This is a genomic window from Streptomyces sp. NPDC058663 (assembly GCF_042716745.1).
Lineage (GTDB): Bacteria > Actinomycetota > Actinomycetes > Streptomycetales > Streptomycetaceae > Streptomyces.
The window spans coordinates 36,360-60,369 of record NZ_JBHXRV010000051.1; the positions used below are offsets into that span (position 1 = coordinate 36,360).

A 24,010-nucleotide genomic window follows, 5' to 3' on the forward strand; every position below is an offset into this window, starting at 1 on the left:
GTCCCGACGGGGTACCCGTTCCAGACGCCGATGGCCGGTGGGAGGAAGTGCCCGTGTTCGGCGGCTCAGTGCCGGGCCGCGGCGAGGCCTTCCTCGAAGGCGCGGTCCTGGTGCCACCACACCAACTCCAGCTTCTCCAGCGGACCGATGACAGCAGGTGCCAGGCTACGACCGTTCGGTCCTTGCAGTAACGAAACAGCCCGCTGGAACCATTCACCCTCGACTCGGGAACATAGGATTTCGGGCATGGACATGAGGTCGCTGATCGAGGACCTGGTGGGGGAAGCCGAAGGGCTCCTCCGTGACCAGGTGTGGATACTGACGCCCGAGCATCGCACGGTCGTCGCGAAGGCCGCCCTGGACCTGCGTGCCGCCGTCGGCACTCCCGAGGTCCAGGAGGCGCTGCCTTTGATCGATCGCCTGGAAGACCTGCGGGAGGCCATTGCCGCTGTGGCCATCGCTCTTGCTCACGTCCACGGCCATACGGCGTGGTTCCTCGGCGCAGCCGCCACCGCGTTCACGCCCGTCCTGCACTGGCGCGCCCTGCCTGCTGAAGACTCCCATACCTTCGGCGCCGTCTCGCCGTCCCGTCAGCAGTACGCGGAAGCCGAGGACGCCGTGCGCAACCTCCAGAGCGCCCTCGCCCGCATCGCCTCCGCCTGAACTCATGACGTTCCATCTATGGAACGCCAAGGGCATTGATCGGTTTGCCGCGAGAGCTGTACGCCTTGTCGCCAGCGACTGAGGCGGGTCGAGTGCGGGGACGACCGACGGGGCCGCGGACCTTGATCCCGTCCAGGACCGGGATGAAGTGGGGGCTGTCGGCCGCCTGCCCCTCGGTCAGGACGAAGGCGAGCGGACGGCAGTGAATATCGGACGCGTACGTGCCATACCGGGTTTCTACCAGCCCGCAGACAGTCACCGAAAGACGCGTCCCGCATCTTGAATCACGACTCAAGGCAGGCCTTAAGGGACTGGAGAAGTGGTGCCTGAGCGCCGCCTGACGGTCCAGCACAGCGAGCAGTAAGGCCAAGGGAACGCGGGTGCCTCCCGGCGCTGTGGCCCTCCGGCGCCCCCTGCTTCGCGAGGGCACCGGAGGCTTTGCCTCCGTCGACCCAGGTGTCTGTGACCGTGTGCTCACCTCCACAACAGAGAGCTGACAGCGGCGTTTGAAGGCTCCCTATCGGGTCTCGGATGGGGCGACCGCACGCAGAGGAGTGGACTCCTGCACTGCCGGCAGTCCGTTTGGGCGGGAGAGTCGTCCATCAGCCAATAGGCGTCCAGGAGTGCTGCGGTATGCGGGTGCTCGTGGTTGTCCTGCTCGTGGCTGGCCATGCTCAGCGAACGAGTGCGCAGCGGCCCAGGACCGGACCTGTCCACCCCCGCGTGGCGAAGTCCTCCGAAAGGCAGGACATCTCCGGAGGGTTGCCCGGTCTGGTGCCGTGGCTGCGGCGTGACGCTGTGGGGGCCGGGGCCGGGGCCGGGGTGGGTGGCGGGTGCCGTCCGGGGTCCGGTCTGCCGTTGAGCTGTCGCGGTCATGCAGGGCGGGGTGGTCGCGCGGTAACCGCTGTGCTGCCCGCGGCGTGATGAACCACTGATGCGTCCGGGTGCCCCAGCCCGCCTGCTGATGTGACGAGATGGCGAAGGGGGCATCCGGGTGGACTGCGGACGCCGGTGAAACTGAATGGCTGCGGCACGTCGTCTCCGCTCCCAACACTCGTACGACGTGTGGGGAGTTGCGCATGAGCATCTGGAAGATTTCTCCGGTTCCGTCGGTGGACGGGTGGCTCGACGCGGACCCCTACCGATACCCGGGCGCCGCCACTGCCGACGACGACCTGCTGCCGGGGGCCGCATGCAACCTGACCGAGTCCGAGAACTCTCTCCTGCCCGGACCGCACACCGGGCGGCCCCTCCCCGCCCGGCTCGGGCCCTCGGACCGCAGGCGCCTCGACCTGCACGCCGCCCTGACGGCCTCCGGCATCGCACCGGCACACGGTGACGTCGAGGCCATCGAGGTGCTGAGCGCACTCGACGACACGACCCACGCCGCACTGCTCCGGTGGCTGCACCGTACGTGGTGACCTGTGGGGTGGGGTCCTACGAGGGGCAGCGGGCGCGGGCGGGGTCCGCTTCCAGTAGGAGGGGGGACCTGGCCGCGATCCGGCGACCGAGGGCGGACGCGGCTCCGGGGCTGGAGCTGCGAGGGCCGGTTGCTGGGTGGACTGGGTGACGAAATGGTTGCGGGCCCACACGTGGCGGGGAGTGGGTCGTTGGCACCGTTATGCAGCGCCGAGCACTCTTCCCTCCTCCGCAGCCGTGGACCCCTGTGCGGCAGTCGATTCCGCCGCCGAGGCGTTCGGCGGACTGCGGGACGCCGATCTTCGACGACCTGGTGCGGGAGTGGCGGCAAAATGGGCGCGACCTCCCCCGGGCGGCGGGTACCGACCGCGGCCCCGACTCAGCTTGCTGAAGCTGTGTCCCGGCTTGGTTGGCGTCCTGTGCTGGTTGACCGTGCAGTTGGGCTGCGGGTCGTGACATGGCGGCCGGTGGTGGCTGTGGTGGTGTCGGGGTGGATGGTGAAGATCTGGTCCAGGCCGGTGATGCCCAGGATGCGGGCGGTGTTGGCGGGGACCGCAACCAGGGCTATGTCGCCGCCCTGTTCGTTTGCCAGGTTTCGGGCCGACAGGAAGGCGCTGATTCCGCTGGAGTCGCAGAATTCCAGACCGGCCAGGTCCAGGACCAGCAGTTGCCCTGCGCCGATGGTGACTTGGGCAAGGGAGGTGCGCAGCTCGGGCGCGGACTGTAGCGCTCGTACAGCACGGTGTTCAACGTGGTCAGCACGGTGACGGGGTCCGGGTCGTGCAGGGCTGCGGCCCTCAGGGTGTAGCGGGTCAGTGAGGTGACCGCGGCGGCCTTGGGGCCCTTGCCGCACACGTCGCCGAGGAAGAATCCCCACCGGCCGCCGTCCAGGGGGAACAGGTCGTAGAAGTCTCCGCCCAGCAGATCCGGGGAGGCCGTGTGGTAGTACGAACCGGCCTCCAGACCTGGCACCGCGGGCAGCTCGGAGGGCAGCAGACTCTGCTGCAGGACGGCAAGTGCCTCCTGGAGCCGGGCGCGGTCGCCCTCCGCTTCCCGTCGTGCCTCCTCCGCCTCCCTGCGTGCCTCCTCCGCGTCCTGGCGGCGGCGCAGCAACTCCTTCTCGTACGCACGCCGGTCGCGGGCGTCGAAGACGGTGGTGCGGATCAGCAGCGGTTCGCCGTCCTCGCTGGTCTTCACCTTCGAGGTGACCAGCACCGGAATGCGCTGCTTGCCGGCGGCTTTGATGTCCAGGGCGATGCCGCTGACCTCGCCCTGCATCTGCAGCAGCGGTGCGAAGTGCGTCTCGTGGTACAGCCTGCCGCCCACAGTCAGCAGGTCGGTGAAGTGCATCCGCCCCACCACCTGCGCCCGGTCCAGACCCAGCCAGCCCAGCAGGGTGCTGTTGATCTTCGCGATGGTGCCGTCCATCAGCGTCGACAGGTACCCGCACGGAGCCTGCTCGTACAACTCCTCGGCGCTGTCCTCCAGCAGCGAGGTGAACACCGCGTCCGTGGTGTCCACGTCCTGGTCCTCACCCGGCTCAGGCATCGACTGGCTGGTGGGCACCTCATCGGATGCCGCCGAGCCATACGGTGATGGCCCGGGCGGTGGCCTGCGGTGCGCTCAGCTGCGGGCAGTGCCCCGTCGCCTCAAGGGTGACGAGCCGGCTGCCGGGAATCGAGGTGTGGACGTAGGCGCCGACCTCGCGCGGGGCGATCGCGTCCTGCTTGCACTCCAGTACCAGCGTCGGCACCGCGATGCTCCCGAGGTCCTTGCGGCTGTCGGTCAGGAACGTCGTGCGGGCGAAGACCCGGGCGTGGTCCGGGTCCGTCGCGCAGAACGAGTTCGTGAGTTCCTCGCCGAGCTCGGGCCGGTCCTCGTTCCCCATGATCACCGGGGCCATCGCCGCGGACCAGCCCAGGTAGTTCGACTCCAAAGACTCCAGCAGTTCGTCGATGTCGTCCCGGCTGAAGCCGCCCCGGTACCCGTCCTCGTCGATGTAGCAGGGCGAGGGGGCCACCATCACCAGCCGGGAGATGCGCTCCGGCGCCCGCTGTGCGGCGAGCACCCCGACCATGGCACTGACCGAGTGCCCCACGAAGACCACGTCCCGCAGGTCCAGCTCCTCGCACACGTCCAGCACGTCCTGGGCGTACCCCTCCAGGGAGCCGTAACGCTGCTCGTCCCAGGCCGACGGGTCGGCGCGGCCGGATCCCACGTAGTCGAAGAGCACCACCCGGTACTCCCGGGCGAGCGCGGGGACCGCCAGGCGCCACATGTTCTGGTCACATCCGAAGCCGTGCGCCAGCAGCAGCACCGGCCCGTCCGTACGGCCGGTGACAGTGACGTTGTTCCTGCGACGGATATCCATATTCACCAGTTTCCGACCCCCGCCCCCAACCCCTGACAGGAGCCCGGCGCTCCGCCAGACCAGATCCTCATCCAGCAGCTCACGCAGCAGCAACAGCGCGGGAGCGTCGGCCGTGTCTGCCACCTGTTCCAGGAGAGCGTGAATCGTTTCGTCCCGGCCCTGACGGACCGCCACCACCACACGACGGAGAAGACGCCGTGTCGTTTCATGTGCCAGCGGAGAGGAACCCCCGGGTGCCGGGCGGTGCAGCCTGCATCGCGTATCGCGGTGAACCAGCACGGCAAGGCGCCTCCGTCCAGGTCACAGCAGGCCTTCACTTGCCCTGTCGAGTTGTGTGCGAACTGTGGCGGACGCAGCTGTCTGCCCCAGTCTTCGCTGAGGCGACGCGAGCGACATAAGAGGCGGGAAGGCTGCCTGAGCTGCGCTTATACGTTTTCCAAGAAAGTGCACATGCCAAGTGCATGTTCAAATTCTTTGGGGGTAGTGCCGTGATCTTGTGGATTTCCTGTGCGAAAGTGTGCCGGTCGACGGCCGCTCCGGCCGCGCTCGAATCCACATTCCCTGGGGGGAAGTTGATGCACAGTCATGCCCAGATACGGGCGAGACGCTCGCTGACGGTGGCGCTTGCCGTCCTGGCGCTGGGAGCTGGAGTGCTGCCTGTCGCGGCCGCCGATCCCGTCACGCCGCCGCCGGTACCTGCCGACTCGGTGTGGGGCAAGGGCGCACCCAAACTGCCGGTGCCACCGGTGAAGGTGGGCGAGACGAAGCCGGTCGCGCCGCAGACGGAGGCGGAACCGTCCGAGGAACGTGCGGCCTGGCGCAAGGCGCAGGAAGCGCGCGCGGAGTCCGGGCGGAAGGCCCGCTTCGCCGCACCGTCCGCGGCGGCGGCTCCGCTGGCGGCGGACGTGCCGAAGGGGCAGGGGTCGGTGCCGTGGCACAAGATCTCCGACTTCCGTATCACCGATTCGCTGGTTGCTCGTGTCAACTACTCGACCGGCAACATGATGCTCGCTGCCACCGATTTCGACGTCGCGGGCGTGGGCCAGAACCTGCAGCTCTCCCGGACGTACAACTCGATGGACGCCCCGTGGGGCAAGGTCTCCCAGCGCTGGTGGCAGGGGTACGAGCGCTACGCGCAGATCACCGACACCCAGGTCGTCCTCTACGACGCCACCGGTGCCTCGGTGACGTTCACGAAGAAGAGCGACGGCACGTACACGACGCCGGTCGGATACTCCAAGGACCTGAAGAAGAACGCGGACGGCACGTACACGCTGACGAGCCGCAAGTCGGGGTCGAAGGACACGTACAACCAGTACGGCACCCTCACCAAGGTCACCGACCGCAACAACGGCACCATCACGGTCACCCAGCATGACGAAAGCCCGGAGCACAAGGGCTTCAAGCTGACCGAGACCCGCTCCGGCCGCTTCGTGGACCTGGTGAAGACGGACGCCTCGCAGTGGCAGGCCAAGGACCACACCGGCCGCACCGCTGTCTTCGACCTCAACGCAGCCGGCGACCTCGTGAAGACGACCGACACGGCGGGCAAGTCCACGGTCTTCGACTACGATTCCTCCCGCCGCCTGACCCGGATCACCACCCCGGACGGCCGGGTCACGAACCTCGGGTACGACGCGCAGAACCGCGTCACCTCGATGCAGCGGGCGACCGCCTTCAACGGCACCGGCCACACCGGCCCCACCTACACCTATACGTACGAGTCGGGGAAGACGAAGGTCACCGATCCCGAAGCGCACACCACCACCTACGAGTTGAACAAGGACGGCGGCGTCACCAAGACCATCGACGCCCTGGGCCACACCCGGTCCTCGTCCTACGACGCGAACCACAACGTCAAGACGGCCACCGACGCCATGGGTGTGGGGGCAACCCCGGGCAACGAAACCGAGTACGGGTGGGACGCCCGCAACAACGCCACCTCGGCAAAACTGCCGACCGGCGCGACGGCGGCGGTCGACAAGTACAACACCGTCTCCGGCCGTGACCTGCCGAACACCCAGACGTCGGCCGACGGCGAGAAGACGACGTACTCCTACGACGCGGCGGGCAACACCACCGCCGTTGCCGTATCCGGTACGGGCGGCGGAACGCAGAAGTTCGACTACAACCCCGCCACCCCCACATGCGGCGGCTTCGAAGGCCAGCGGTGCTCGGTGACCGACGCACGAGGCAAGGTGACGTCCTTCAAGTACGACGCCCAAGGCAACCTGACCGAGGTCTCCCCGCCTGCGCCGCTCGGCAAAATGACGTACACCTACGACGGCCAAGGGCGTGTGGAAACGGCCAAGGACGGGCGCGGTATCGGCGCGGTGTACACCTACGACAGCCGTGACCGCATCACCGAGGTCTCCTCCTCCTCCACCACTGTGCGCTACGTCTACGACGGTGACGGGAACCTTTCCCAGCGCACGGACGACACCGGTGTCATGAAGTACCAGTTCGACCCGCTCTCCCGCGAGACGATCCGGACCCTGCAGAACGGCTCGCAGACCGAGCTGACCTATACGCCGGCGGGCAACGTCGACACGTACAAGGACCCGGTGGGCCTGACCGACTACACCTACGACGCCGCCAACCGCCTCACGGCCCTCAAGGACCCGTCGGGCAGGACGACGACGTACGACCACAACGCCAACGACGTCCGCACGAAGACCACGTACCCGGGCGGTACGGTCCAGGAGGTCACCCCGGACAAGTCCGGCAGGCCCACCCTGATCAAGGCGACCTCCCCCAAGGGCACCCTGACGAACACCTCGTACACCTACTCCTACGCCTCCGGCACGGCGACGAAGGACGGCACGAAGATCCGCACCGCCACCGACGGGGTCATGGGTCTGACGAAGACCTACACCTACGACAGCGCGGGCCGCTTCTCCTACTCCGAGGAGAAGAAGGGCACCACCCTCGCCGCGTCCTACCAGTACTGCTACGACGCAGCGGGCAACCTCACCTCCCAGGGCTCCACCAAGGGCTGCCCCTCAGGCATGGCCCTGACCTACAACGACGCCTCCCAGCTCATCTCCCGCGCCGGTTCCACCGCGGGCTGGGGCTACGACAAGGCGGGCAACGAAACCGACGGCGCAAGCGGCGCCGAACGCGCCCGCACCGGCGGCATCTGGTCGGATCACTCCCAGCAGACCTCGGTGACGGTGGCAGGGAAGACGTACTCCGGCACCTACGGTTCCACCGACCAGTCCGAGCGGCTCTACTACGGCGACACCACCTTCCACAACGGGCCGCTCGGACTCTCCGGTAGGACCGACCCCACCGGAGACATGGGATTCAACCGGGAACCCGGGGGCACCTTGAACTCCATGACCACCGGAGGCAAGGCGTACTACTACCTCACCGACGCACTCGGCTCCGTCCTCGCGCTCGCGGACGAGACCGGCGCCAAGGTGAACGAGTACCGCTACAGTCCCCGCGGCGTCGACGGCACCTTCACGGAAAAGGTCCCCCAGCCCTACCGGTTCGCCGGCGGCTACCAGGACCCCACCGGCCTCTACCACCTGAAGGCCCGCTACTACGACCCCCGCATCGGCCGCTTCACCAGCCCCGACCCGTCCGGCCAGGAGAAGAACCCCTACCTCTACGCCGAAGGCGACCCCGTCAACCGCATCGATCCGACGGGCCTCGCCGCCACGGGCAAGGTAGAAGCCTGCTTCGGAATCTGCGTGGGACTTGGGGCCAAGAGCAATGGGGAGAAGACCAGCCCCACCATCTCCCTCGGCCTGGGAAGCCCTGGTGTCAGCGCCACCGCCGGTGCCGATACCGGAGGCGTCGAGAAAGGATGGGAGGGAGAGCTTTCCTGCGGCGCAGGCCCGGTCAGCGGGACCTATTCCCACAATGACCCCAAGGGAGACATCCGGGACGGTGACGTCGGTCTCGAGACCGGCGGCAGCACCGGGAAGTGCTCCGTAAGCGGCGAATACACTTTCGGCTAGTTCGCACTGCACCGAGGAGGGTATCCGAGAGGGGCGCTCCTCGGTGTTCAGTACTGCAATTAAGGATCGCTGGATGAACACTGCTGTAGGGATTCTCATGATTGGCTTCGGGGTTTCCTTTGTGATTTTCGCCGGCCCCTTCAGCAGGCTGGGATTCGCAGGAAAGGGAGATGGGCAGGCCAGGCGGAGCGTGAGAGAATGGAACAAGGGCGCCTTCATGGTCGGCGGTGTAGCAATTTCTGTACTCGGCATTCTCTTCGCTGCCGGAGTAATAGGTTCTTGAGTGAGAAATATGGGAAAGGTGTGATGTCCGGTGTTCCAGAGTGTCATTGAGCTGGCCGAGCGGGGACCGAACCCTGATGGCCCCTTCCCTCCATGGCTGATCATTCTCGTCGCCGCGCTCGTCGCTGTGTTCGTCATCACCATGCTGGTGCGTCGAGGGCGTCGGGGAGACTGAATCCCTACTCTGGTCGGTGTCTGTGCCCTGTGGCACTTGGAGAACTGTTCTCCATATTCCTCATTGCCACCGGCAACGCTGGAGGTCGGGGTCGCCTGGGCGTTGTCTTCGTGCCCGAGTCTCTGCTTCTTCTATCTCGCAGCATGGGAAAGAACCAGCCTTGAAACCTGAGGGGCCAGTCGACGCCACGACGGGCCCCTCAGTGTTACCAACGTTCCCTACCGGTGTCAGTGGGGGCTTCTACGCTTTCCTGGTGAACGTTGATGATCTTGTATGGCAGACAACCTGGTACGGGGGAGTGCATCCGGAGGTGGTGGACTCGCTTCTGGAGCACGGGCATCTGGAGCTGGTGGAACAGGCTGCGGCCGAGCGGGGGGACTGGTACTGCGCGCGCGGCGCGGTCACGGCGCTGCAGGAGAAGGGCCTGTTCGAGCGAGCGTGGGCGGTGATGAAGCCGTTCGCGAAGACCGGGTGGCTGCCTGCCGTCGCGGCCGGTGCGGATGTTCTGCTCGCCGGGGGCCGGGTCGAGGAGGCGCTGACGCTCGCGTATCCCACGGGTGAGAAACCGGCGGTGAAAGCGTGCGAGATCTATGCCGAGACGCTCGTGAAGTGCGGGCGCGTGGATGACGCGATCAGCTTCCTGGAGCCGCACTTGCGCGAACCGTGGGCCTTGCGGGCCCTGGTGGCGATGACGGAGGACCAGGGCCGGGACGTACGCGTGCTGGACCTCGTGGTGCCCATCGCCGACGAGGCACGGCACCACCAGCAGGCGCAGGGCCGCTCGCACCCCGCGTGGGATGCACTGGACCTGCAGGCGGAGGTACTGGAGCGCTCGGGCCGGGTGGAGGAGGCGATACGCGTGCTCGGTGAGGACGTGGCCGCCCACCGGTACGGCCCGCTGAACACGGTCGTGACCTACACATGGCTCCTGGCCCGGCACGGGCGGACCGAGGAACTGCGGCAAGCAGCCACCGGCGACCACGCACGCGAGGCATTCCGGCCTCTGACGAGCGCCCTGATCGCGGCGGGACGCGCCGGCGAAGCGGAAACGCTCCTGCGCGAACACCTCGCCACCGCACAGTACCCGCAAGAGTGGATGCTGATGGAGTTCCTGGCCGCGCAGGGCCGGTTCGAGGAAGCCATCGACATCGGGCTGCCCACCTTCGAAGACCCGTGGGAGAGCCCCCTGCAGGGCATTGTGATCCTGCTCGCCGGGAACGGGCACCACGCGCGGGCACTGCAGCTCCTGAACGAGTGCAGTGCGCAGTACGTGGCGGAAGCGGGGGACTGGGTGCCGTCCAACCGGTGGTGGCTGATGGGAGAACTGGGCCGCTGCCGCGAGGCCATCGCCGAGATCAACGCAACACCCGAGATGGACACCGAGGAACGCATCTGCACCGTGGCCAGCCTCATGGCCAAGGACGGCCGCCTGGACGACGCCATCGCCCTCCTGGCCACGCATCCTCACGGCAACGCTCTCACCGACCGAGCCAAACTGCTCGCATGCCAAAACCGCCCCACAGAAGCACTGGACGTCCTCCCAGGCGTCACGGCCCAACGGGCGGAGCACGAACAACGGCGGGAAGGGCTTCGTACAAGCTGGGGGGACACAGCGGCGAGCGACGGCGAGGGCGCGGAGAAACGCAGCCAGGGCGCCCACCGAGACGGCTGTGCCGAAGACCCGCCGTTCTAACCGGCGTGATACCGCATGCATTTGAGGAGCGCCGGGCCGACGCGCGGAAGAGAACGTACGCTCATGATCGTTGCTGCGCTCGCAGCACCTCAAGGGGAGGGGAGAAACCATGACACCTATTGACCCGAACTGGGAACTGTCCCCGGACATCAAGTGGCGTCGCTGCCCGGACAGCGAGTGGGTCTGACGGACATCCACTGGGACTGATCAGCCGGCACATCTGACAGGCGAGGGTGCCGCAGGCGCGAACCTGCGGCACCAAGCCGTGCCGAGCCCGGCACGGAATCCGCTGCAGTCACGCCCCCTGTGTCTCCACCCATGGCAGGGGCAGAGCCGTGACACACACTTCATCTGCGGCACGCAGCCGCTGCGACGGCCGCTTACCGCGTAGAGCCGCGACCGGGTCTCCGCTGCCTGTGCCCCGCCCCGTACCATCTGCTGGTGATATCCCGCCTTCTCTCTACCCCGCGCCGGATCGCCGCCGTGCTCACAGTGACGGCCGCCGCCGTCGCGTTCGGCACATGGGCGCTGTGGCCGGTGCACCACTCGCCGTGCGTCGTCTACTCCGGGGCCTACACGCCCGTAAACGCGCCGCAGGCAGAAACCGACGCCGCCGTGCAGCGGGCCTACCACGATGCCCTCGCCGACGGCGCGTGCGGCCCCAAGCGTGCGCGCTTCCACAACTGGACTTAGTGGCAGCGATACTCCGTCCTGGCGATCGCCTACGCCGGCTGACCAAAGGCCCAGGGCCCGCCATGGACGGCCATGAGGAAAACACCGTGAGCGGGCAGACACGACGACTCCTGGAACAGGTGCCCTGGGTACCGCGCCCACAGGTGCTCTCCCGTCCGGCCGTCGTACACGCCCGCGTCCAGGAGCAGGAGCTGCTGACCGAAGCCGAACTCGAATCGGTGTTGACGGTCTGATCTGGTGTCTTACAAGATCATCACAGGCTTTGATCCGATGCCGCCGGTGACGCTTCGAGGGTGTCCGTGATGTCAGTCGTCGGCGGCGACGAGCAGGGTCAGGGACGCGTCCTGGCGATCGATGGCGACGAACTCATGGAAGTCGATGTGCACGCCTCCCCAGTCGTGGTACGCCTCGGGGCCGAGGTCCGAGAGTTCGTAGCAGCTGGTAGCCGCCCGGAGCGTGGCATGCACCTCACGCCCCAGAGCGTCCTTGAGGGAGCTGGGAAGCGGGCCATGTTGGCCGGCCCAGCTCTGGAGGGTGCTGGCCGCGTCGTCACGGGTGCATGCCCGGTAGGCGTCGACGGTGACGTTCTGCGTCCAGTACGGGCCGTGCCGGGTGCCGTCCGGATCGACGCCCCCGCCCGCGTAGTCGTCGCGGAACTGGACATGCGCGATCAAGGCCGCGATGACGTCGAGATCGCTGGGCGCCTCAGTCGGCAGGCGGAACCTCTTGATGTCGACCCAGCGGTAGCCGTGCCCTCCGGACTCGCTGAAGTCATGGTCGCGGAAGTTGATGAAAGTGCTGTCCGAGTGAGTGAGTTCCTGCACGTCACCAGCCTATGGGCGGACCAGCACCGGGTCGGCGCTGAGATTGTCTGCGGCTGGTGGGGAAGTGCGGCCTGATGCTGCGACGAGCACCCATCGTTCCGGACTCCGGGAAACCCATACCCCGGCGGTCCTCATCGCTCGGGGACCGATCAAGGTGCAGCTGGGGAAGATCGCCAGCCTGGCTCTTGAACACGAATGCCTCAAGGCGTTCCGGCTGCTGATCGCCGTGCTGGGGGTCGCCGACGAACGTCGCCGCCAGTTCTTCTGCGTCGGCGGGCGCGGGCACTACTGGCACCACCGGCCCCTAAGAAATCCGGGGCCGTGACAGTCTTGGCGAACTCCTGGTCGGACCTGGGTTCTTGGATTCGAAATTCGTCCAGGAGCCGGAAGAATTCCTGGAGCGGGGTGGAGTTGACGGGTGTCTCGCGTTCCGATCTCGGCTGCCCAGTTCAGTGAGCTGGGTGTGCTTCGGCGTGCGCGGAGCCACGAGGTGAAGGTGTCTTCGGGCCAGAAGTCGAAGGGCTCATTGATGCCGTGTACGCCGAGGGCCACCCGGTAGCCGGTGAGCACGGCCTCCAGGGTGCGGAGCGAGCCGTCTGGCAGCCACATGCCGGGGCGTTGTCGGATCTGTTCCAGGAAGTCGTAGACGTCGGCCCACTCCTGCCACGGCCTGGCGGTGTGCTGCCGACTGTCTGCGTTTTCCATGCGCGGGAGCCTACGGGGTGGACGCGAGGGGCCGGGCGGCGCTACCCACCGGGCACTGTCGGGCGTGAGCACTCCTTCGTTCGCTGCGGGTGCTGCGGTGCTTCAGGCGGTGCGGTGCGCTCCGACGAAGGAATGCAGCGCTTCCTGCGTGTGGGGAAGACCGAGGTCCCTCAGCCGGTCTGCGGACGAGCCAGGCGTGCCGGTGGCCGGCGAGATCGCCCAACAGCTGCTGCTGCGCCGCTGTCAGGTCGGTGTAGCGGGGTGCGGGGTACGGCTGTGGAGTGGGAAAGAGCTTCTCGATCGCCCTGCGGGTGCGGGACCCGTCGCAATCCCAGACGATGCGGGGCTGCCGGAACTGCGGGGTGGCGAAGGAATGGAGCCGTGGAGGTGTGGCCCTGCACCGGGACCGGCACGCGTCGGCCACGGACCCGTACTTCGGCGCGGCACGCGTCGAGCGCCTCGCGCGCGGCGGCCGGGTCCGACTCGGGCGGCAGGGCGTGCAGGGTGCGCTCGATGTGGCCGAACGGGTCGCCCTCGCAGTAGTCGGTTACGTGATCGAACGGGCTGCGGGCAGCTGCGGTGAGTTCCGTGACAGCCCGGCCGAGCAGGCCGGGGCCGACAGGGGTTCCGTCGAGGCCGGCGAGGCGGATGAGGGCGGTGGCCGCGGCCCACCGCATCAGCGGATCTGTGGCACCCAGGTACAGGGTGATGTCCTCGGCCGTGGAGGAAGGTCCGACGATGCCTGCGGCAAGCAGTGCGGTGGCTGCGGTGACCGGGTCCTTATCGTGTGCGGCAAGGGCGAGGAGGCGGGGCAGGGAGGTGGTGGAGAATTCGGGAAACCAGGCCAGGATGTAAGCGATCCGGGTCCGCAGTCGTGCGTCATCGTCGTCGAGCAGGGCGAGAAGGCCGGGGAGTCCGGCGAGGACGGCGTCGTAGGACTGGAGTGCCGACCACCGGGAATCCGGCGAGTTACCGGCGGCCACCCAGTCCTGTATCTCCTGCAGCTGCGCACGTTGGTCGGCATCCGTCGCGGCGGCCAGCTGCTCCTCGTACCACGGCAGGAGCTCCTCCGGTCCGACCTCCGCCGCGGCCGCACGCCATCCGGCGACGTTGATGCCGGTGGTCACGTCGTACTCGTCGTGCCAGTCCACGGCCAGGCGGGTAAGCAGCCACATCGTGTCCTCACGGGCAGCGGTAGGGCCTGTGAGGGCGATCCTCGCGAGGAACGGCACGGCGAGCGGAGAGGCCGAATAGCGGCTGCCCTGGTGAAAAATGCTGCTGAACAGGCTGCTGAACGCTTGCTTGCGCGCCTCGTCGTCACTCCCGCACAGGGTGCGTACATGCCCTGGAACGTCATGCGCCGACTCGTAGGCGTGGGACAAGCTGGCCCAGTCCACATCGTCCAGCCCTGCCAGCAGCTTCTCGTACTCGTTGATCATCGAAGAAGGATCGCAGGAGGCACTGACACAGCCTCCGCGGCACAGCAGCAGCTGGTCCCGCTCCAGGCGAGGGCCGAACGCGGGCTCATGGTGAGGACCTGCGTACCCGGCCAGCACGCGTTACCGGGGGCGATGCCGAGGGTGGACCCCTTCTGAGAGCGTGGGCTTGAGCAGGGTGGGGTAACCGTGGCCGGCCGCTCCCAGCGGGTCGGTGTGTCTGGCCGGAGTCCTGCACACTCGCAGCAGCCGCTGAAGACCCTGCCCTCGAACGTGCAGGATGTTCCGGAACTCCGCGCCAATTAGACGTCGTGTCATTTGGCGTCGATCGGTAGGCTGTCGTCGAGATGAGCATGGACGACAAGACCGAGACCGCCTGCAGGATCTGCGGGTACGACGATGGCGAAGCGGTGTTCGACGAGTACGGCGTGCCGCAGTACGTCATCTGTCCTTGCTGCTACAACGAATCCGGCATCGGTGATGACAACGTGTCTCAGGTCCGCGAGCTGCGTGGCGACTGGGTCGCCAGCGGTGCCCAATGGCACGACCCAAAGTTCCGTTCAGCCGACTGGGACCTGCTGACGCAGCTCGCCAACATTCCGCCCGAGTGGCGCTGACCTCTATCTGGCGAGTCGCCGGTAGCAGATGAGGGTAGCGGCGATGCCGGTGAAGGCGAGGAAGTGGTCGGCCTTGCGCTCGTAGCGACGGTGCAGACGGCGGCATCCTGCAAGCACTGTCCTGTCTCAGTAGAGAGTGGGCAGGGCGAGGCTCTGGCCTGCGGGTATGGGACGGTCGTGCGGGGCTCGTCCCAGCCAAGTGTGGGCACCGGGGGTCATCGCACTATCGTTCAGCCCGTCGAGGGTTCGTCGGCGCCGGTGGAGCAGACTGTGAGTTCGCCACCTGGAAGAGACACGAAGCGCCATCCCTGGGGGCCCGCGACTTGCCACGCTTCGAACGACGGATCCGCCGGAGAGTTCAGGTGCATACCCGTGTCGAATACGAGACGGAGGGCACCGGACTTGAAGGCGACGGCGGACCGGATCTCCGCTCCGAACAGGGTGAGTGCCGCCGCGACATCCTGCGTTTCCGGATTCAGAACCGACGGCGGATTGGTTCGGACCGAGCCGTGAGAGAGGTTGACCGGCGCCTCCAGGATGACCTCCCAGGCAGAGCCGAGGACCAGTGTGAGCTGGAAGTCCACGACGATCCTGGTGACGGGCAAGCCCCGCAGGTTCAAAATCCAACGGTCCGCGTGCTCGACGGGACCTTGCTCAGTACTCACCACTGAACCTTGGCCGATCTGCGGTTCGATAGCCATGCGTTTTCGTCCAGGCAGGGGGCTGGGCGGAGATTCAGCGGAAGTCCGCGGTGCCGCAGATGAAGGTGGTGCCCTGGAGGAGGGCCGGGGTGACTCGTATGCCGGTGAGGTGCTCGGCGAGTGCGAAGGCAGCCGGCACGGCCGGGTCATCCTCTACTTCGCTGGGTTCTTCGGGGAACGTGAAGTTGAGGCGGCGGATGACGTCGAGAAGGTCGTCGGCGCGGGCGCCGGAGCGGTAACCGGCGTCGCGGAGTTCGAAGTGGAGTTGGACTTCGGTGTCCTCGGCCCAGAGGAAAGAGCCGTCGTTGTTGGCGTTTGCGTTGTCGTAGTGGGAGACCCAGCGGGTGCCCGCTGACGCGGGGAGGGCTTTCTCCTCGTTCACTCCGTGCCAGCCGTTGGGCTCGATCATGAGGGTCCAGGGTCCGAGCGTTGTCATTCCGAAGTACGTCCGCGTGGTGCTGGGGCCCCAGAGGTCGTAGGCGGTGTCGACGAGTGCGGTGATCCCGGTGACCTCGGGTTCGGCTTGGCCGCCCAGTCTGCTCAGCAGTTCGCTCGGCGGCACGTTGTGCACGAGGGTGACGCAGTAGGACTCGGCGAGGTCCGGGAAGTCTTCCTCGAACCAGATGTAGTCAGCAGCAGTCGTAGCCATGCGAGAGATCCTCCACGATGGCTATGACATTGAGGACGCCTGGGTTCCGGGCGGAGTCGCAGCAGGTCGCGGCGGTCCCGCCGCATCACCGTGCCCGGCCAGAGCTGGGGCTGTGTGCGCGGTCTGCGGGCGTTCTGCGGGGGGTGCAGCCCTGGCGGCGGGGGCGTCGGCGGGGACCGCCACGTATCCGGCCGTGCCGAGGCAGAGGGCGGCGGCCAGGAGGGCCGGGAGGGAACGCGGGTGCATGGTGATCACGGTGCCGTGCCTCATGCAGCAGCGGCGGCGAACAGGTCCCGTGTCGCACGTTCGGGGGTGCGACAGGTCACGGCGTGACGCCCGCACGGCGCTCGCCGCTGGGGCTGGCCCCGACCTGCGGGCTGGCCGGGGCGGGGGGACGGTGGGGGTATGGACGAGATCGTGGTGCAGCGCCCGCGCACAGAGGGTGGCCGCCGCTTGTACCTGTGGGGCCGGGACGCGGGGGTGGCGTACTCGGACCGGGACCTGGTGGAGCAGCTGCGGCAGGTCGGCCTTGATGAGACGGCTGCGGAGGGCCTGGTGGACGGGGACTCGGCGGCCATTGTCTGGGAGGACGGCGCCCCGTACGAGTACGGCGGGGCCGTATGACGAGCGGCCCCCCGATTGGCCTGGTACGCGCGCAGGCCGTGGACACCCTGCCCGAGGGGGAGGGCTGGGCTGCGGAACCGAAGTTCGACGGTTCTCCAGACACTTGGTAGGTGTCTCACCCCGCAGTCGTAGTGACCTCTCCATAGCTGAATTGGGGGCTGCGTTGAGAGGGCTGCGGCGGTTCTTCTGCGACACCACCTGGGCTGTCCAGGTGCCGCGCCGTCTTTACCGCGCGAACGGGCCAGTCGCGGGGGCATCTCACCGTCAAGTCGCAGGATGCTTTCTGACGGGCTTGCCGACGCTGCCCGTCACCGGGCCCCTCTCACGAGGGGAGTCGTTGCGTCCTGCTGCTCGGGACTGGGCAAGTGCGCCCGCAGGCAGCCGCGAACCGGGGACGGGCTCTTCCAGGCGGCCCACGGTGCGTAGAGCTCCACCGTGCCGTCGGGGCAAGCCTTCTCCTCGATGTGAGCACCGAGATGTGCGGCCCAGCGGACCATCTGCTCGCGGGTCTCCTCCGGCGTGCGGAACGGCCCACCAGTCTCTCCGGTGAGGAAGCCATCGTCGTCCAGGAGCCACACGTCCATGAAGGGCAGCAACGGGTACACCCGGTCGGCATGTTCATTGAGTTCGTCGAGGAAAGCCTCGGCGCGCCGGTAGGCCGGGGAGCCCGGGCCGGAGGCGGCATCACCCGTCATGCCCGCCACCCTAGAACTGGGCCGCCGACCGGCTGCCAAGTGGGTGCCGTAGCCGCACGCGCCGTACGCCCCGGAGGCCCGAAGTCGTAGTAGCCGTGGCTCATGAGACATAGGAAAGTCTGGAGAACGACGGCGACCGGCTCACCATCGAGCGCGCCGCGCACCACGTGGTGGTGCGCTCCAAGTCGGGCCGTGTGGTGACCGGGGCTTGGTTGGATCTGGCAGCGGCTGCGATGGACCTTCCCTCCGGGGTCCTGCTGGACGGTGAGGGAGTGATCTACCGGGACGGCCGCCTGGACTTCGGCGCGGTGCGGCAGCGCGCCTCGGCGGGCGCGGCGCGCGCAGCCGCTCTGATCCGCCGCTTGCCCGCTTCCTACGCCGCGTTCGACATCCTGCGCCACCCCGCCCACGGGGGCCTCCTGACGGCCCGGCCGTACCGGGAGCGACGGCGCATCCTCGTGGAGAGCCTGGCCCCGCTCGGGCCCCCGCTCCAGGCCGTGCCGATGACCGAGGACCTGGACGTCGCCCGCCTGTGGCGGGAGAAGCTCCGCCCCCAGGGCATCGAGGGCCTGGTGCTGAAAAGACTGGACGGCGCGTTTCTGCGGGGCCGTACCGAGGCGTGGCTGAAGATCAGGCACGCGGACACGGTGGACGCCGTGGTGGTGGGCTACACCGGGACCCCCGCCTACCCCGCCGCGCTCGTGGTGCGGCTGCCCGAAGGCCGGGAGATGCGCTCCCGCCGCCTCACCGCACCCGTACGCCGCGACATCGCCGCGCACCTTCAGGGCCAGGAGCCCAGCCCCTCCGCGCGCACCGAGGACGGCGACCCGTACACGCTCTGCCCGCCGGAGCTCCTGGTCGAAGTCCTGGCCGGCACCACACGGCACGCCACGGTCACGGTGACCCGGGTACGCGGGGAGCAGAAGGAGCGCGGGGGTGGGCCGCCCGGCTCCGCCTGTTGCGCTTGCCTGGTCCTGCAGCCAGGGGAAGCGCCGCGCGAAGCCCCTACAAGTACACTCACCTGCAGGGTGATCCGTGAGAATCGGAGGCATCCCGCAGTACTGAGGCAAAGGATTTACGATGCCGGGGGCGATGCTGAGAGCAGTATCGTCACGTCATGACGATCCCCCCGCGCCGCCGCTTCTCCGTCCGCATCGGACTCGCAGAACCCACCCACGACGGCCCGTTCGAGGAAGTTCCCGACCACCTCCTCCTCCCCCTGCAAATGTGGGTCAGGGGCGTGCTGAGCTACGGCGGGCGTCCCAACGAGAACGCCACGCGTGCCCTGTGCGTGCGGCTGCGCCTGACTCCCCCCAGGAGCGGGAACTACCTGGCCCCACTGGGAAACGCAGTCGGCACTGAGCTGCTCGACGTGGTGGATGAGATCCTGGCGTACAGCCTCGACTACGGGATCTTGGACAGGACCAACCTCAACGAGCTGGCCGAACTGTTCGACGACGCAGGGTCCGCCTACCGCGTCGCAGAGAACAACAGAGGACTGGAAGAGCGAGTGACGCCCGCTGTCCGCGACGCGGTACGCCACACCATCACCGAGGCCGCGACCCAGCAGACCGCAGGATCCGCAGCCGACCACCTCGCCGCGTCCTGGCAGGCAGCCTACGGGCGCAGCCCGGACCCAGTACGTGCATACAGCGAAGCCATCAAAGCAGCCGAGTCAGCGGCCCACGCCGTCATCCAACCGAACAACAATAGAGCCACCCTCGGCACCATGCTCGGAGAACTCAAAGGCGCCCGCCACAAGTTCACCACCGCCCTCTCCACACCAACCACCAGCGACGCCATCGCCCCCGTGGAAGCCATGATGCGTGCTCTCTGGGAAGGCCAGACCTCACGCCACGGCGGACAAGCAGCAACCACCCCAGAAACCCTGGAAGCCTGTCGGGCAGCAGTCCACATCGCCGCCACGATCGTCCAGTGGTTCGTCTCCGGAACCGTCACCCGCACTCCCTGACCTCCCGAGCACTACTCCCCGCCTGATGTGCCGAAACGTAAGCCTGCACGCACCGAAAGGCCTCGCCGTGGAATGAACCCGGCGTGCTCACACCGTTCCCGAAGATCGCGATGAACGGCCCCAGCCCGGCGGCGCCCCTCGTCTGCCCTGCCTCGTTCACAGCACCTCGCTGACCCCCCAGGTGGCGCTCATGTCGTTCAGCCACCGGTCCGGCAGCTCCCCGTTCCACCGCGCCGCCAGCGCGTACCGGGAGCGGACGGCCGACAGCTGTTCCAGTGCGATCAGTGATACGGGGTGTGCGAGCAGTTCGTGCCGCCCGTGCTTAGCGATTGCCGACTGGGGCCCGTACTCCGCGAACAGCCGCACCAGCCGTTCCCGGTAGGCGTCCACGAACTCTTCCAGGCGGGCCGGGTACGCCTCCCGCTGGTCCCGGGGGATCACGGACCACAGGACGGGCAGGACTTCTTCGGTCATGCCGTCGTGGAAGCGGACGTGGATCGCGAACATGGCGTAGGAGCGCACCGCGACTGCCAGGGTGGCGTCCGCGTCGCCCTCCCGTACGTCTTCTGCCGCCCTCTCTACCGGGTCGCTGGTGTACGCATCCGTGCTCATCGCGCCGCCTTCTTCGTCGTGGTCCACCGCATCCCCAGCCTGTCCAGCTCCGCCCGCCGATCAGCGGTGAGCTTGTCGGTACGCTTACGGATGTTGTCCAGAACCATCCCGAGTTTCACCTCCACCACCTCACGGCCGTCAACGCCGCTCTGAGCGACTCCCGCACCCCCGCTGGACTCGACCCGCTCCACATGCTTCCTCGGCACCATCAGGTGCCCTTCCCGGGCGTGGAACGCCTTCGCCGCCGCGAGGTTGAGGTTCCACTTGTCGTTCTGGGTGCGCTTGACCGGCCGCTCCGACTCTTCGGCCGGTTCGAGTCCGAGGGCGTTGGCCAGCAGCCATTGCTGCGCCGGTTGCAGCTGCTCCCACTCGAACCGGCAGCTCTGTACCCACCGTCCGAGGTCTTCGCCCTGGACGACGACCTCCCCGGCCTCCAGGGGCACGCTGCCCCCGTTGTCCAGGTGGTTTTGGACCAATCGGAAGCAGCGTTGCCATCCCGCGTCCCACGCCGGGCACCACCCGGGATCGATCTCGTCCAACGCCTTGCGGCGCGTCCAGGACAGCCCCCCGGCCGCCTCCTCCTCGGAGACCTCGACACCCGCCTCTTCCAGCTCTCGCGCGCGGGCGTCCGCGAGCCGCGCCGTCGTCCGGAGATTCTTCGCCCACACTCCGACTGGATAGCCGTTCCAGACGGCGGTGGCCGGCGGGAGGAAGTGCCCGTGCTCGGCAGCCCAGCGGCGGGCGACAGCGAGTCCTTCGTCGAAGACGTGGTCCTGGTGCGCCCACACCACCCCAAGAGCTTCCAGTTCCCGCGCCCGCTCGGGGGCCAGGTCACCGGCCCGGTAGTCCGCCCGCTGCCTCTTCAGCCACGTCCCCAAGGGGAAGCCGCCCGGCGCCCACTCCACCGGGGTCACGTAGTCGTAGGGGACCTTCAGCTCCCCGTTCTTCGCGATCTCCTTCGCGTACCGGGCCGCGGCGGCGAGTCCAGACCGCCAGTAGTCGGTTTCCGGGTGCAGTACCCGCAACGCCACGAACCTGGCCACTTCTGCCGGATCGCGGGGCGTGGAGAACTTCAGCAGCTCCCGCGCGGCCCCGCTCGGGCCCGCCGTCTCACCTTGCTGCTCCTGGTCGTCCGCGGCGTGGTCTTCCTCGGTGTCGTGGCCCGTCCAACTCCCGGTGCGGGGGCGGGGGTCGGCGAGTGCTTCGATCACGTCTGTGTCGTGGGCGCGTAGCGCTCCGAGGACTCTCGCGAGGGTTTCAGCCCCCGCAGAGGTCAGCATTTCATCGGGGCTTTCACCCGGTGCGAGGAAAACAGGAACCACCAGTGAGGCGATTTTCCCCTCGCCGGGCTGCATTCGGAGGGCCCGGCCGACCATTTGCACGATGTCGACCATCGACCCCCGCGCGTCACAAAAGGCGACGGAATCACAGTCCTTGGTGTCGACGCCTTCTCCGAGGACGCGAACGGACGCGATCATCTTGAACATCGCCGGAGAAGAGACCTTGCCGCCTTTGCCGTCCGCCACCTCGATGACGTCCGAGGTGAACTCCTCCAGCCGCTCCTTGCGGTGGCCGGGCTTGTGCTCCCCGTACAGCCATGACGCCCATACCCGCACCGGAGGGTGGTAGCGCTTCGGATCCTCCGTATACAACCGCTCCGCGACGGCCGACAGGCCCTGGGCCATTGCCTCGGCCTCGCTCACCCGGGAGTGGAAGGTGAGGCACTTGCGCAGGTTCTCGTCCGCGGCCGCCGTCAGGAGCCCGGCCTGCAGGGCCGCGAGCCGCTCCCCGCGCACCAGGTCCGATCCCCGGTCGCCGCCGGCCTGCGCGGCGTGCAGGTCCGGGTCGGAGATGTCCACGCACACCACCTGGTACGGGGCTACCAGGCCCCGGCTGATGGCCTGGGATAGCATCAGCTTCCACGCCACCGGTCCAAAGATCGGGGATCCGTCGTCCATGCTCGCGATCAGCCGCGGCGCCATGCCCCCGCCTCTGCGTGAGTCCGGGACGGCTTCCCATACGCGCGGGGTCGCGGTCATGTACAGCCGCCGCACGGCCGGGATCTTCGCCTGGTCGTGCACGGCCGCCCACGCCTTCTCCGCATCACCACTCGTGCGGTGCGCCTCGTCCACGACCATCAGATCGAACGGCCGCATTCCCAGCGTGTGCGCTTTCCGGACCGCCGTGGTCGCGGTCGCGTACGTCGAGAACACCGTCACCAGCTCGTCGTCCCCCACCCAGTCCAGGAGCTCCGCCTCGTCGGTGGTGCAGGGCATCCCGCTGGACGCCGCGACCTTGGCCTCGCACGCACCGACCATCGCCCCCGCACGCCCGGCCCGGCGCCACTCCGCGGCCATCTGCGCCAGCAGATCGGTCGTTGGCACCAGGACCAGCACCCGCCGCGCGTGGAGCCGTTGAGCGGCCCTCGCAGCGATCCGGGTCTTTCCCGACGCGGTCGCCGCGATCACCTGGCACCGCAGTCCCTCCTCCGGCACCGGGGAGCCGGCGGGGAGTTGGAGATGGCGGAGGACTGCGTCGACCGCCTCGACCTGATGCGGGCGCAGCCCGTCCTTCGGCATGAGGTGATTCCTTCCGGGCTTTTTGTAGCCTGCCTCAGTGCGTCTTGCGGTTACTGGAAAATCGGGCGAATGAATATCGAGGTGGCTATTGCAACGGGCAAGAATATGAGCGCAGCTGACATGGCCCAACCCATTCGGTGAGAGGTTTTGGAGGCAACCAGCATGCAGAACAAAGCCATCACTGCGACGTAGAAAAGGAGCAGAACAGCTAGAATCGTCAGAAATCCCATGTGAGAGATCTTCTTTCTATTATTTTTCGCGGAGGCGAGCAAGGGGAGCTGATGTCACCGGTCAGGGCTCGGAGCATGTCCGTCTCCTCGATCCAACCTAGCGGACATACAAAAATGACGCACCACAACCCGCAAAGACAAGAGGCGGTCCTTCGGAGGCGCTTCAGGCTCGTCGTGGGAAGCACTCACCCCAGCGGTATACCTGATGTATTCTAGTCCTCATGGCACACACAACGATCAAGGTCGAAGACACCGTCCGGGACAGACTGGCCGCGCTCGCCGCGGAAAAGGGCACCACCATCGCCCAGCTGGTCAGCGACTTCGCCGCACACACCCCGACCGACGCGGAGCGCGCCGAGCGCACGGCCCGCACCCTGGCAGTCCTCAAGGAGATGTCGGGCTACGCCCCCACGCCTGAGCAGGACCGTGCGGCGGACGCTGAACTCGCCCGCCGGCTCGGCGACGCCGCATGAGCGCCGCCGTCCCTCACACGGTGGACGTGATCCTGGACGAGAGCGCACTCCTCGCCCTGGGTTCGGGAAGTGTTCTGGTCTCGCGGATCCTGCATCAGTCCGCCGCCACGGACACGTGGCGTGTGCATGTGGCCCTGAGCGCTCTCGCGGACGCCGACCGGGCCCGTAACGGGGTAGCCAGCCACGTTGCCATGCTCGACCAGATCGTTTTCCATCCCCTCGACCTCGCAGCCGTGCTGGCCGCCTCCGGCCAGTCACGCAGCCTGGGTTGGTCCCACACCCGGCACGTAGCCCGGCCCGCCCCGGAACGCCCGGAGGGAGCCCGGGTCGTCACCACCGCCCCCAAAGACTGGGACGGAGCGGGAGTCCGCATCCTCGACGTCTCGCCCTGAGCCCCCTTCCCCAGGCAGCCGACCCCCACCTCCCTCGCCGCGTTCTTCGGGCCGCGCGGAGCGCGGCCCGCGTCTGATCGCGCAGCGATCAGACCTGCCCGGTACGGAGTACCGGGCAGGTGTGCGGCGAAGCCGCACACCGGAACTGCAGGGCCACGGAGTGGACCCGGTCTCGTATACCCATCGGACGCAGGCCCCGGCTAGATTTTGGTAGTTCTACGTGGGCGCCGTAAACTT

24 protein-coding genes and 3 pseudogenes are annotated in these 24,010 nt (G+C 67.7%); 14 read left to right on the forward strand and 13 right to left on the reverse strand.

Annotated features, from left to right (window positions below; genetic code table 11):
- Positions 1-65 precede the first annotated feature (65 nt).
- Positions 66-248 carry a hypothetical protein gene (locus tag ACFWVV_RS30535; RefSeq protein WP_384355800.1) on the reverse strand — a complete coding sequence of 61 codons (183 nt, stop codon included), beginning with the start codon at positions 246-248 and terminating at the stop codon, positions 66-68.
- Between ACFWVV_RS30535 and ACFWVV_RS30540 the strand changes: the two genes are divergently transcribed.
- The gene (locus ACFWVV_RS30540) at positions 247-663 is read left to right on the forward strand and encodes a hypothetical protein (protein ID WP_384355802.1); all 417 of its coding nucleotides are present in this window, start codon (positions 247-249) and stop codon (positions 661-663) included. The genes ACFWVV_RS30535 and ACFWVV_RS30540 overlap by 2 nt on opposite strands.
- 46 nt (positions 664-709) lie before the next feature.
- Here the strand turns inward: ACFWVV_RS30540 and ACFWVV_RS30545 are convergent.
- Positions 710-880 (reverse strand): annotated as a pseudogene (locus ACFWVV_RS30545) (IS5/IS1182 family transposase); the annotation flags it as partial.
- 862 nt (positions 881-1,742) lie between these two features.
- On the opposite strand from ACFWVV_RS30545, the gene ACFWVV_RS30550 reads away from it, so the two are divergent.
- Positions 1,743-2,084 carry a hypothetical protein gene (locus tag ACFWVV_RS30550; RefSeq protein ID WP_384355804.1) on the forward strand — a complete coding sequence of 114 codons (342 nt, stop codon included), beginning with the start codon at positions 1,743-1,745 and terminating at the stop codon, positions 2,082-2,084.
- A gap of 377 nt (positions 2,085-2,461) precedes the next feature.
- Here the strand turns inward: ACFWVV_RS30550 and ACFWVV_RS30555 are convergent, their stop codons facing one another.
- From ACFWVV_RS30555 to ACFWVV_RS30565, 3 genes and pseudogenes are all read right to left on the reverse strand, one after another.
- On the reverse strand, positions 2,462-2,791 hold the full coding sequence (locus ACFWVV_RS30555; RefSeq protein ID WP_384355844.1) for an STAS domain-containing protein: 330 nt from the start codon (positions 2,789-2,791) through the stop codon (positions 2,462-2,464).
- A gap of 11 nt (positions 2,792-2,802) precedes the next feature.
- Positions 2,803-3,630: pseudogene (locus ACFWVV_RS30560) on the reverse strand (PP2C family protein-serine/threonine phosphatase); the annotation flags it as partial.
- 19 nt (positions 3,631-3,649) lie between these two features.
- Positions 3,650-4,453, reverse strand: a complete 804-nt coding sequence (locus tag ACFWVV_RS30565) for an alpha/beta fold hydrolase (RefSeq protein WP_384355806.1) — start codon at positions 4,451-4,453, stop codon at positions 3,650-3,652.
- 575 nt (positions 4,454-5,028) lie between these two features.
- Here ACFWVV_RS30565 and ACFWVV_RS30570 point away from each other — a divergent pair.
- The 5 genes from ACFWVV_RS30570 (at position 5,029) to ACFWVV_RS30590 (ending at position 11,497) form a co-directional block, all read left to right on the forward strand.
- Positions 5,029-8,421 carry an RHS repeat-associated core domain-containing protein gene (locus ACFWVV_RS30570; protein WP_384355808.1) on the forward strand — a complete coding sequence of 1,131 codons (3,393 nt, stop codon included), beginning with the start codon at positions 5,029-5,031 and terminating at the stop codon, positions 8,419-8,421.
- 73 nt (positions 8,422-8,494) lie between these two features.
- The gene (locus tag ACFWVV_RS30575) at positions 8,495-8,704 is read left to right on the forward strand and encodes a hypothetical protein (RefSeq protein WP_384355810.1); all 210 of its coding nucleotides are present in this window, start codon (positions 8,495-8,497) and stop codon (positions 8,702-8,704) included.
- Positions 8,705-9,131: 427 nt separating this feature from the next.
- Complete coding sequence (locus ACFWVV_RS30580; protein WP_384355812.1) at positions 9,132-10,571, forward strand: hypothetical protein; 1,440 nt, start codon at positions 9,132-9,134, stop codon at positions 10,569-10,571.
- Positions 10,572-11,012: 441 nt separating this feature from the next.
- Entirely contained in the window at positions 11,013-11,264 is a 252-nt protein-coding gene (locus ACFWVV_RS30585) for a hypothetical protein (protein WP_384355814.1), read from the forward strand.
- A gap of 86 nt (positions 11,265-11,350) precedes the next feature.
- A complete protein-coding gene (locus ACFWVV_RS30590) occupies positions 11,351-11,497 on the forward strand; it encodes a hypothetical protein (RefSeq protein ID WP_384355816.1) in 147 nt (48 codons plus the stop codon).
- A 72-nt stretch (positions 11,498-11,569) separates the two neighbouring features.
- Here ACFWVV_RS30590 and ACFWVV_RS30595 read toward each other — a convergent pair whose 3' ends face one another.
- Positions 11,570-12,088 (reverse strand): hypothetical protein, encoded by a 519-nt coding sequence (locus tag ACFWVV_RS30595; RefSeq protein WP_384355818.1) that lies wholly within the window; start codon positions 12,086-12,088, stop codon positions 11,570-11,572.
- A gap of 64 nt (positions 12,089-12,152) precedes the next feature.
- Between ACFWVV_RS30595 and ACFWVV_RS30600 the strand changes: the two genes are divergently transcribed.
- Positions 12,153-12,413 (forward strand): DUF5958 family protein, encoded by a 261-nt coding sequence (locus ACFWVV_RS30600; RefSeq protein WP_384355820.1) that lies wholly within the window; start codon positions 12,153-12,155, stop codon positions 12,411-12,413.
- A gap of 550 nt (positions 12,414-12,963) precedes the next feature.
- On the opposite strand, the gene ACFWVV_RS30605 is transcribed toward ACFWVV_RS30600, so the two are convergent.
- Positions 12,964-14,232 carry a HEAT repeat domain-containing protein gene (locus tag ACFWVV_RS30605; protein WP_384355822.1) on the reverse strand — a complete coding sequence of 423 codons (1,269 nt, stop codon included), beginning with the start codon at positions 14,230-14,232 and terminating at the stop codon, positions 12,964-12,966.
- A 344-nt stretch (positions 14,233-14,576) separates the two neighbouring features.
- Between ACFWVV_RS30605 and ACFWVV_RS30610 the strand changes: the two genes are divergently transcribed.
- Positions 14,577-14,846 (forward strand): hypothetical protein, encoded by a 270-nt coding sequence (locus tag ACFWVV_RS30610; RefSeq protein WP_384355824.1) that lies wholly within the window; start codon positions 14,577-14,579, stop codon positions 14,844-14,846.
- A 3-nt stretch (positions 14,847-14,849) separates the two neighbouring features.
- Here ACFWVV_RS30610 and ACFWVV_RS30615 read toward each other — a convergent pair.
- The 3 genes and pseudogenes from ACFWVV_RS30615 to ACFWVV_RS30625 all read right to left on the reverse strand — a co-directional run.
- A pseudogene (locus ACFWVV_RS30615) lies at positions 14,850-14,972 on the reverse strand (IS5/IS1182 family transposase); the annotation flags it as partial.
- A gap of 104 nt (positions 14,973-15,076) precedes the next feature.
- Positions 15,077-15,547: a DUF6188 family protein gene (locus ACFWVV_RS30620; RefSeq protein WP_384355826.1), complete on the reverse strand. Its 471-nt coding sequence runs from the start codon at positions 15,545-15,547 to the stop codon at positions 15,077-15,079.
- A gap of 34 nt (positions 15,548-15,581) precedes the next feature.
- Positions 15,582-16,196 carry a DUF6461 domain-containing protein gene (locus tag ACFWVV_RS30625; protein WP_384355828.1) on the reverse strand — a complete coding sequence of 205 codons (615 nt, stop codon included), beginning with the start codon at positions 16,194-16,196 and terminating at the stop codon, positions 15,582-15,584.
- Positions 16,197-16,601: 405 nt separating this feature from the next.
- Between ACFWVV_RS30625 and ACFWVV_RS30630 the strand changes: the two genes are divergently transcribed.
- A complete protein-coding gene (locus ACFWVV_RS30630) occupies positions 16,602-16,820 on the forward strand; it encodes a hypothetical protein (RefSeq protein ID WP_384355830.1) in 219 nt (72 codons plus the stop codon).
- A 308-nt stretch (positions 16,821-17,128) separates the two neighbouring features.
- Here ACFWVV_RS30630 and ACFWVV_RS30635 read toward each other — a convergent pair whose 3' ends face one another.
- Positions 17,129-17,515 (reverse strand): hypothetical protein, encoded by a 387-nt coding sequence (locus ACFWVV_RS30635; RefSeq protein ID WP_384355832.1) that lies wholly within the window; start codon positions 17,513-17,515, stop codon positions 17,129-17,131.
- A gap of 119 nt (positions 17,516-17,634) precedes the next feature.
- On the opposite strand from ACFWVV_RS30635, the gene ACFWVV_RS30640 reads away from it, so the two are divergent.
- Both ACFWVV_RS30640 and ACFWVV_RS30645 read left to right on the forward strand, forming a co-directional pair.
- Positions 17,635-18,636 carry an ATP-dependent DNA ligase gene (locus tag ACFWVV_RS30640; RefSeq protein ID WP_384355846.1) on the forward strand — a complete coding sequence of 334 codons (1,002 nt, stop codon included), beginning with the start codon at positions 17,635-17,637 and terminating at the stop codon, positions 18,634-18,636.
- Entirely contained in the window at positions 18,633-19,487 is an 855-nt protein-coding gene (locus tag ACFWVV_RS30645; protein ID WP_384355834.1) for a hypothetical protein, read from the forward strand. The genes ACFWVV_RS30640 and ACFWVV_RS30645 overlap by 4 nt, the downstream gene beginning before the upstream one ends.
- Before the next feature lie 156 nt (positions 19,488-19,643).
- On the opposite strand, the gene ACFWVV_RS30650 is transcribed toward ACFWVV_RS30645, so the two are convergent.
- Together ACFWVV_RS30650 and ACFWVV_RS30655 are read right to left on the reverse strand one after the other, a co-directional pair.
- Positions 19,644-20,099: a hypothetical protein gene (locus ACFWVV_RS30650; RefSeq protein ID WP_384355836.1), complete on the reverse strand. Its 456-nt coding sequence runs from the start codon at positions 20,097-20,099 to the stop codon at positions 19,644-19,646.
- Positions 20,096-22,678 carry a Helicase associated domain protein gene (locus ACFWVV_RS30655; RefSeq protein WP_384355838.1) on the reverse strand — a complete coding sequence of 861 codons (2,583 nt, stop codon included), beginning with the start codon at positions 22,676-22,678 and terminating at the stop codon, positions 20,096-20,098. The genes ACFWVV_RS30650 and ACFWVV_RS30655 overlap by 4 nt, the downstream gene beginning before the upstream one ends.
- A gap of 451 nt (positions 22,679-23,129) precedes the next feature.
- Here ACFWVV_RS30655 and ACFWVV_RS30660 point away from each other — a divergent pair, with 451 nt between their 5' ends.
- The gene (locus tag ACFWVV_RS30660; protein WP_384355840.1) at positions 23,130-23,381 is read left to right on the forward strand and encodes a hypothetical protein; all 252 of its coding nucleotides are present in this window, start codon (positions 23,130-23,132) and stop codon (positions 23,379-23,381) included.
- Entirely contained in the window at positions 23,378-23,773 is a 396-nt protein-coding gene (locus ACFWVV_RS30665) for a hypothetical protein (RefSeq protein WP_384355842.1), read from the forward strand. Before ACFWVV_RS30660 ends, ACFWVV_RS30665 begins: the two co-directional genes overlap by 4 nt.
- Positions 23,774-24,010: the final 237 nt, after the last annotated feature.

Excerpts from the sequence above, each read along its gene's own strand:
- ACFWVV_RS30610 (WP_384355824.1), top strand. The coding sequence starts at position 14,577 with ATGAGCATGGACGACAAGACCGAGACCGCCTGCAGGATCTGCGGGTAC.
- ACFWVV_RS30575 (WP_384355810.1), top strand. The coding sequence starts at position 8,495 with ATGAACACTGCTGTAGGGATTCTCATGATTGGCTTCGGGGTTTCCTTT.
- ACFWVV_RS30550 (WP_384355804.1), top strand. The coding sequence starts at position 1,743 with ATGAGCATCTGGAAGATTTCTCCGGTTCCGTCGGTGGACGGGTGGCTC.
- ACFWVV_RS30655 (WP_384355838.1), bottom strand. The coding sequence starts at position 22,678 with ATGCCGAAGGACGGGCTGCGCCCGCATCAGGTCGAGGCGGTCGACGCA.
- ACFWVV_RS30570 (WP_384355808.1), top strand. The coding sequence starts at position 5,029 with ATGCACAGTCATGCCCAGATACGGGCGAGACGCTCGCTGACGGTGGCG.
- ACFWVV_RS30605 (WP_384355822.1), bottom strand. The coding sequence starts at position 14,232 with ATGATCAACGAGTACGAGAAGCTGCTGGCAGGGCTGGACGATGTGGAC.
- ACFWVV_RS30635 (WP_384355832.1), bottom strand. The coding sequence starts at position 17,515 with ATGACGGGTGATGCCGCCTCCGGCCCGGGCTCCCCGGCCTACCGGCGC.
- ACFWVV_RS30620 (WP_384355826.1), bottom strand. The coding sequence starts at position 15,547 with ATGGCTATCGAACCGCAGATCGGCCAAGGTTCAGTGGTGAGTACTGAG.
- ACFWVV_RS30650 (WP_384355836.1), bottom strand. The coding sequence starts at position 20,099 with ATGAGCACGGATGCGTACACCAGCGACCCGGTAGAGAGGGCGGCAGAA.
- ACFWVV_RS30565 (WP_384355806.1), bottom strand. The coding sequence starts at position 4,453 with ATGGATATCCGTCGCAGGAACAACGTCACTGTCACCGGCCGTACGGAC.
- ACFWVV_RS30630 (WP_384355830.1), top strand. The coding sequence starts at position 16,602 with ATGGACGAGATCGTGGTGCAGCGCCCGCGCACAGAGGGTGGCCGCCGC.
- ACFWVV_RS30645 (WP_384355834.1), top strand. The coding sequence starts at position 18,633 with ATGACGATCCCCCCGCGCCGCCGCTTCTCCGTCCGCATCGGACTCGCA.
- ACFWVV_RS30540 (WP_384355802.1), top strand. The coding sequence starts at position 247 with ATGGACATGAGGTCGCTGATCGAGGACCTGGTGGGGGAAGCCGAAGGG.
- ACFWVV_RS30660 (WP_384355840.1), top strand. The coding sequence starts at position 23,130 with ATGGCACACACAACGATCAAGGTCGAAGACACCGTCCGGGACAGACTG.
- ACFWVV_RS30625 (WP_384355828.1), bottom strand. The coding sequence starts at position 16,196 with ATGGCTACGACTGCTGCTGACTACATCTGGTTCGAGGAAGACTTCCCG.
- ACFWVV_RS30535 (WP_384355800.1), bottom strand. The coding sequence starts at position 248 with ATGCCCGAAATCCTATGTTCCCGAGTCGAGGGTGAATGGTTCCAGCGG.
- ACFWVV_RS30665 (WP_384355842.1), top strand. The coding sequence starts at position 23,378 with ATGAGCGCCGCCGTCCCTCACACGGTGGACGTGATCCTGGACGAGAGC.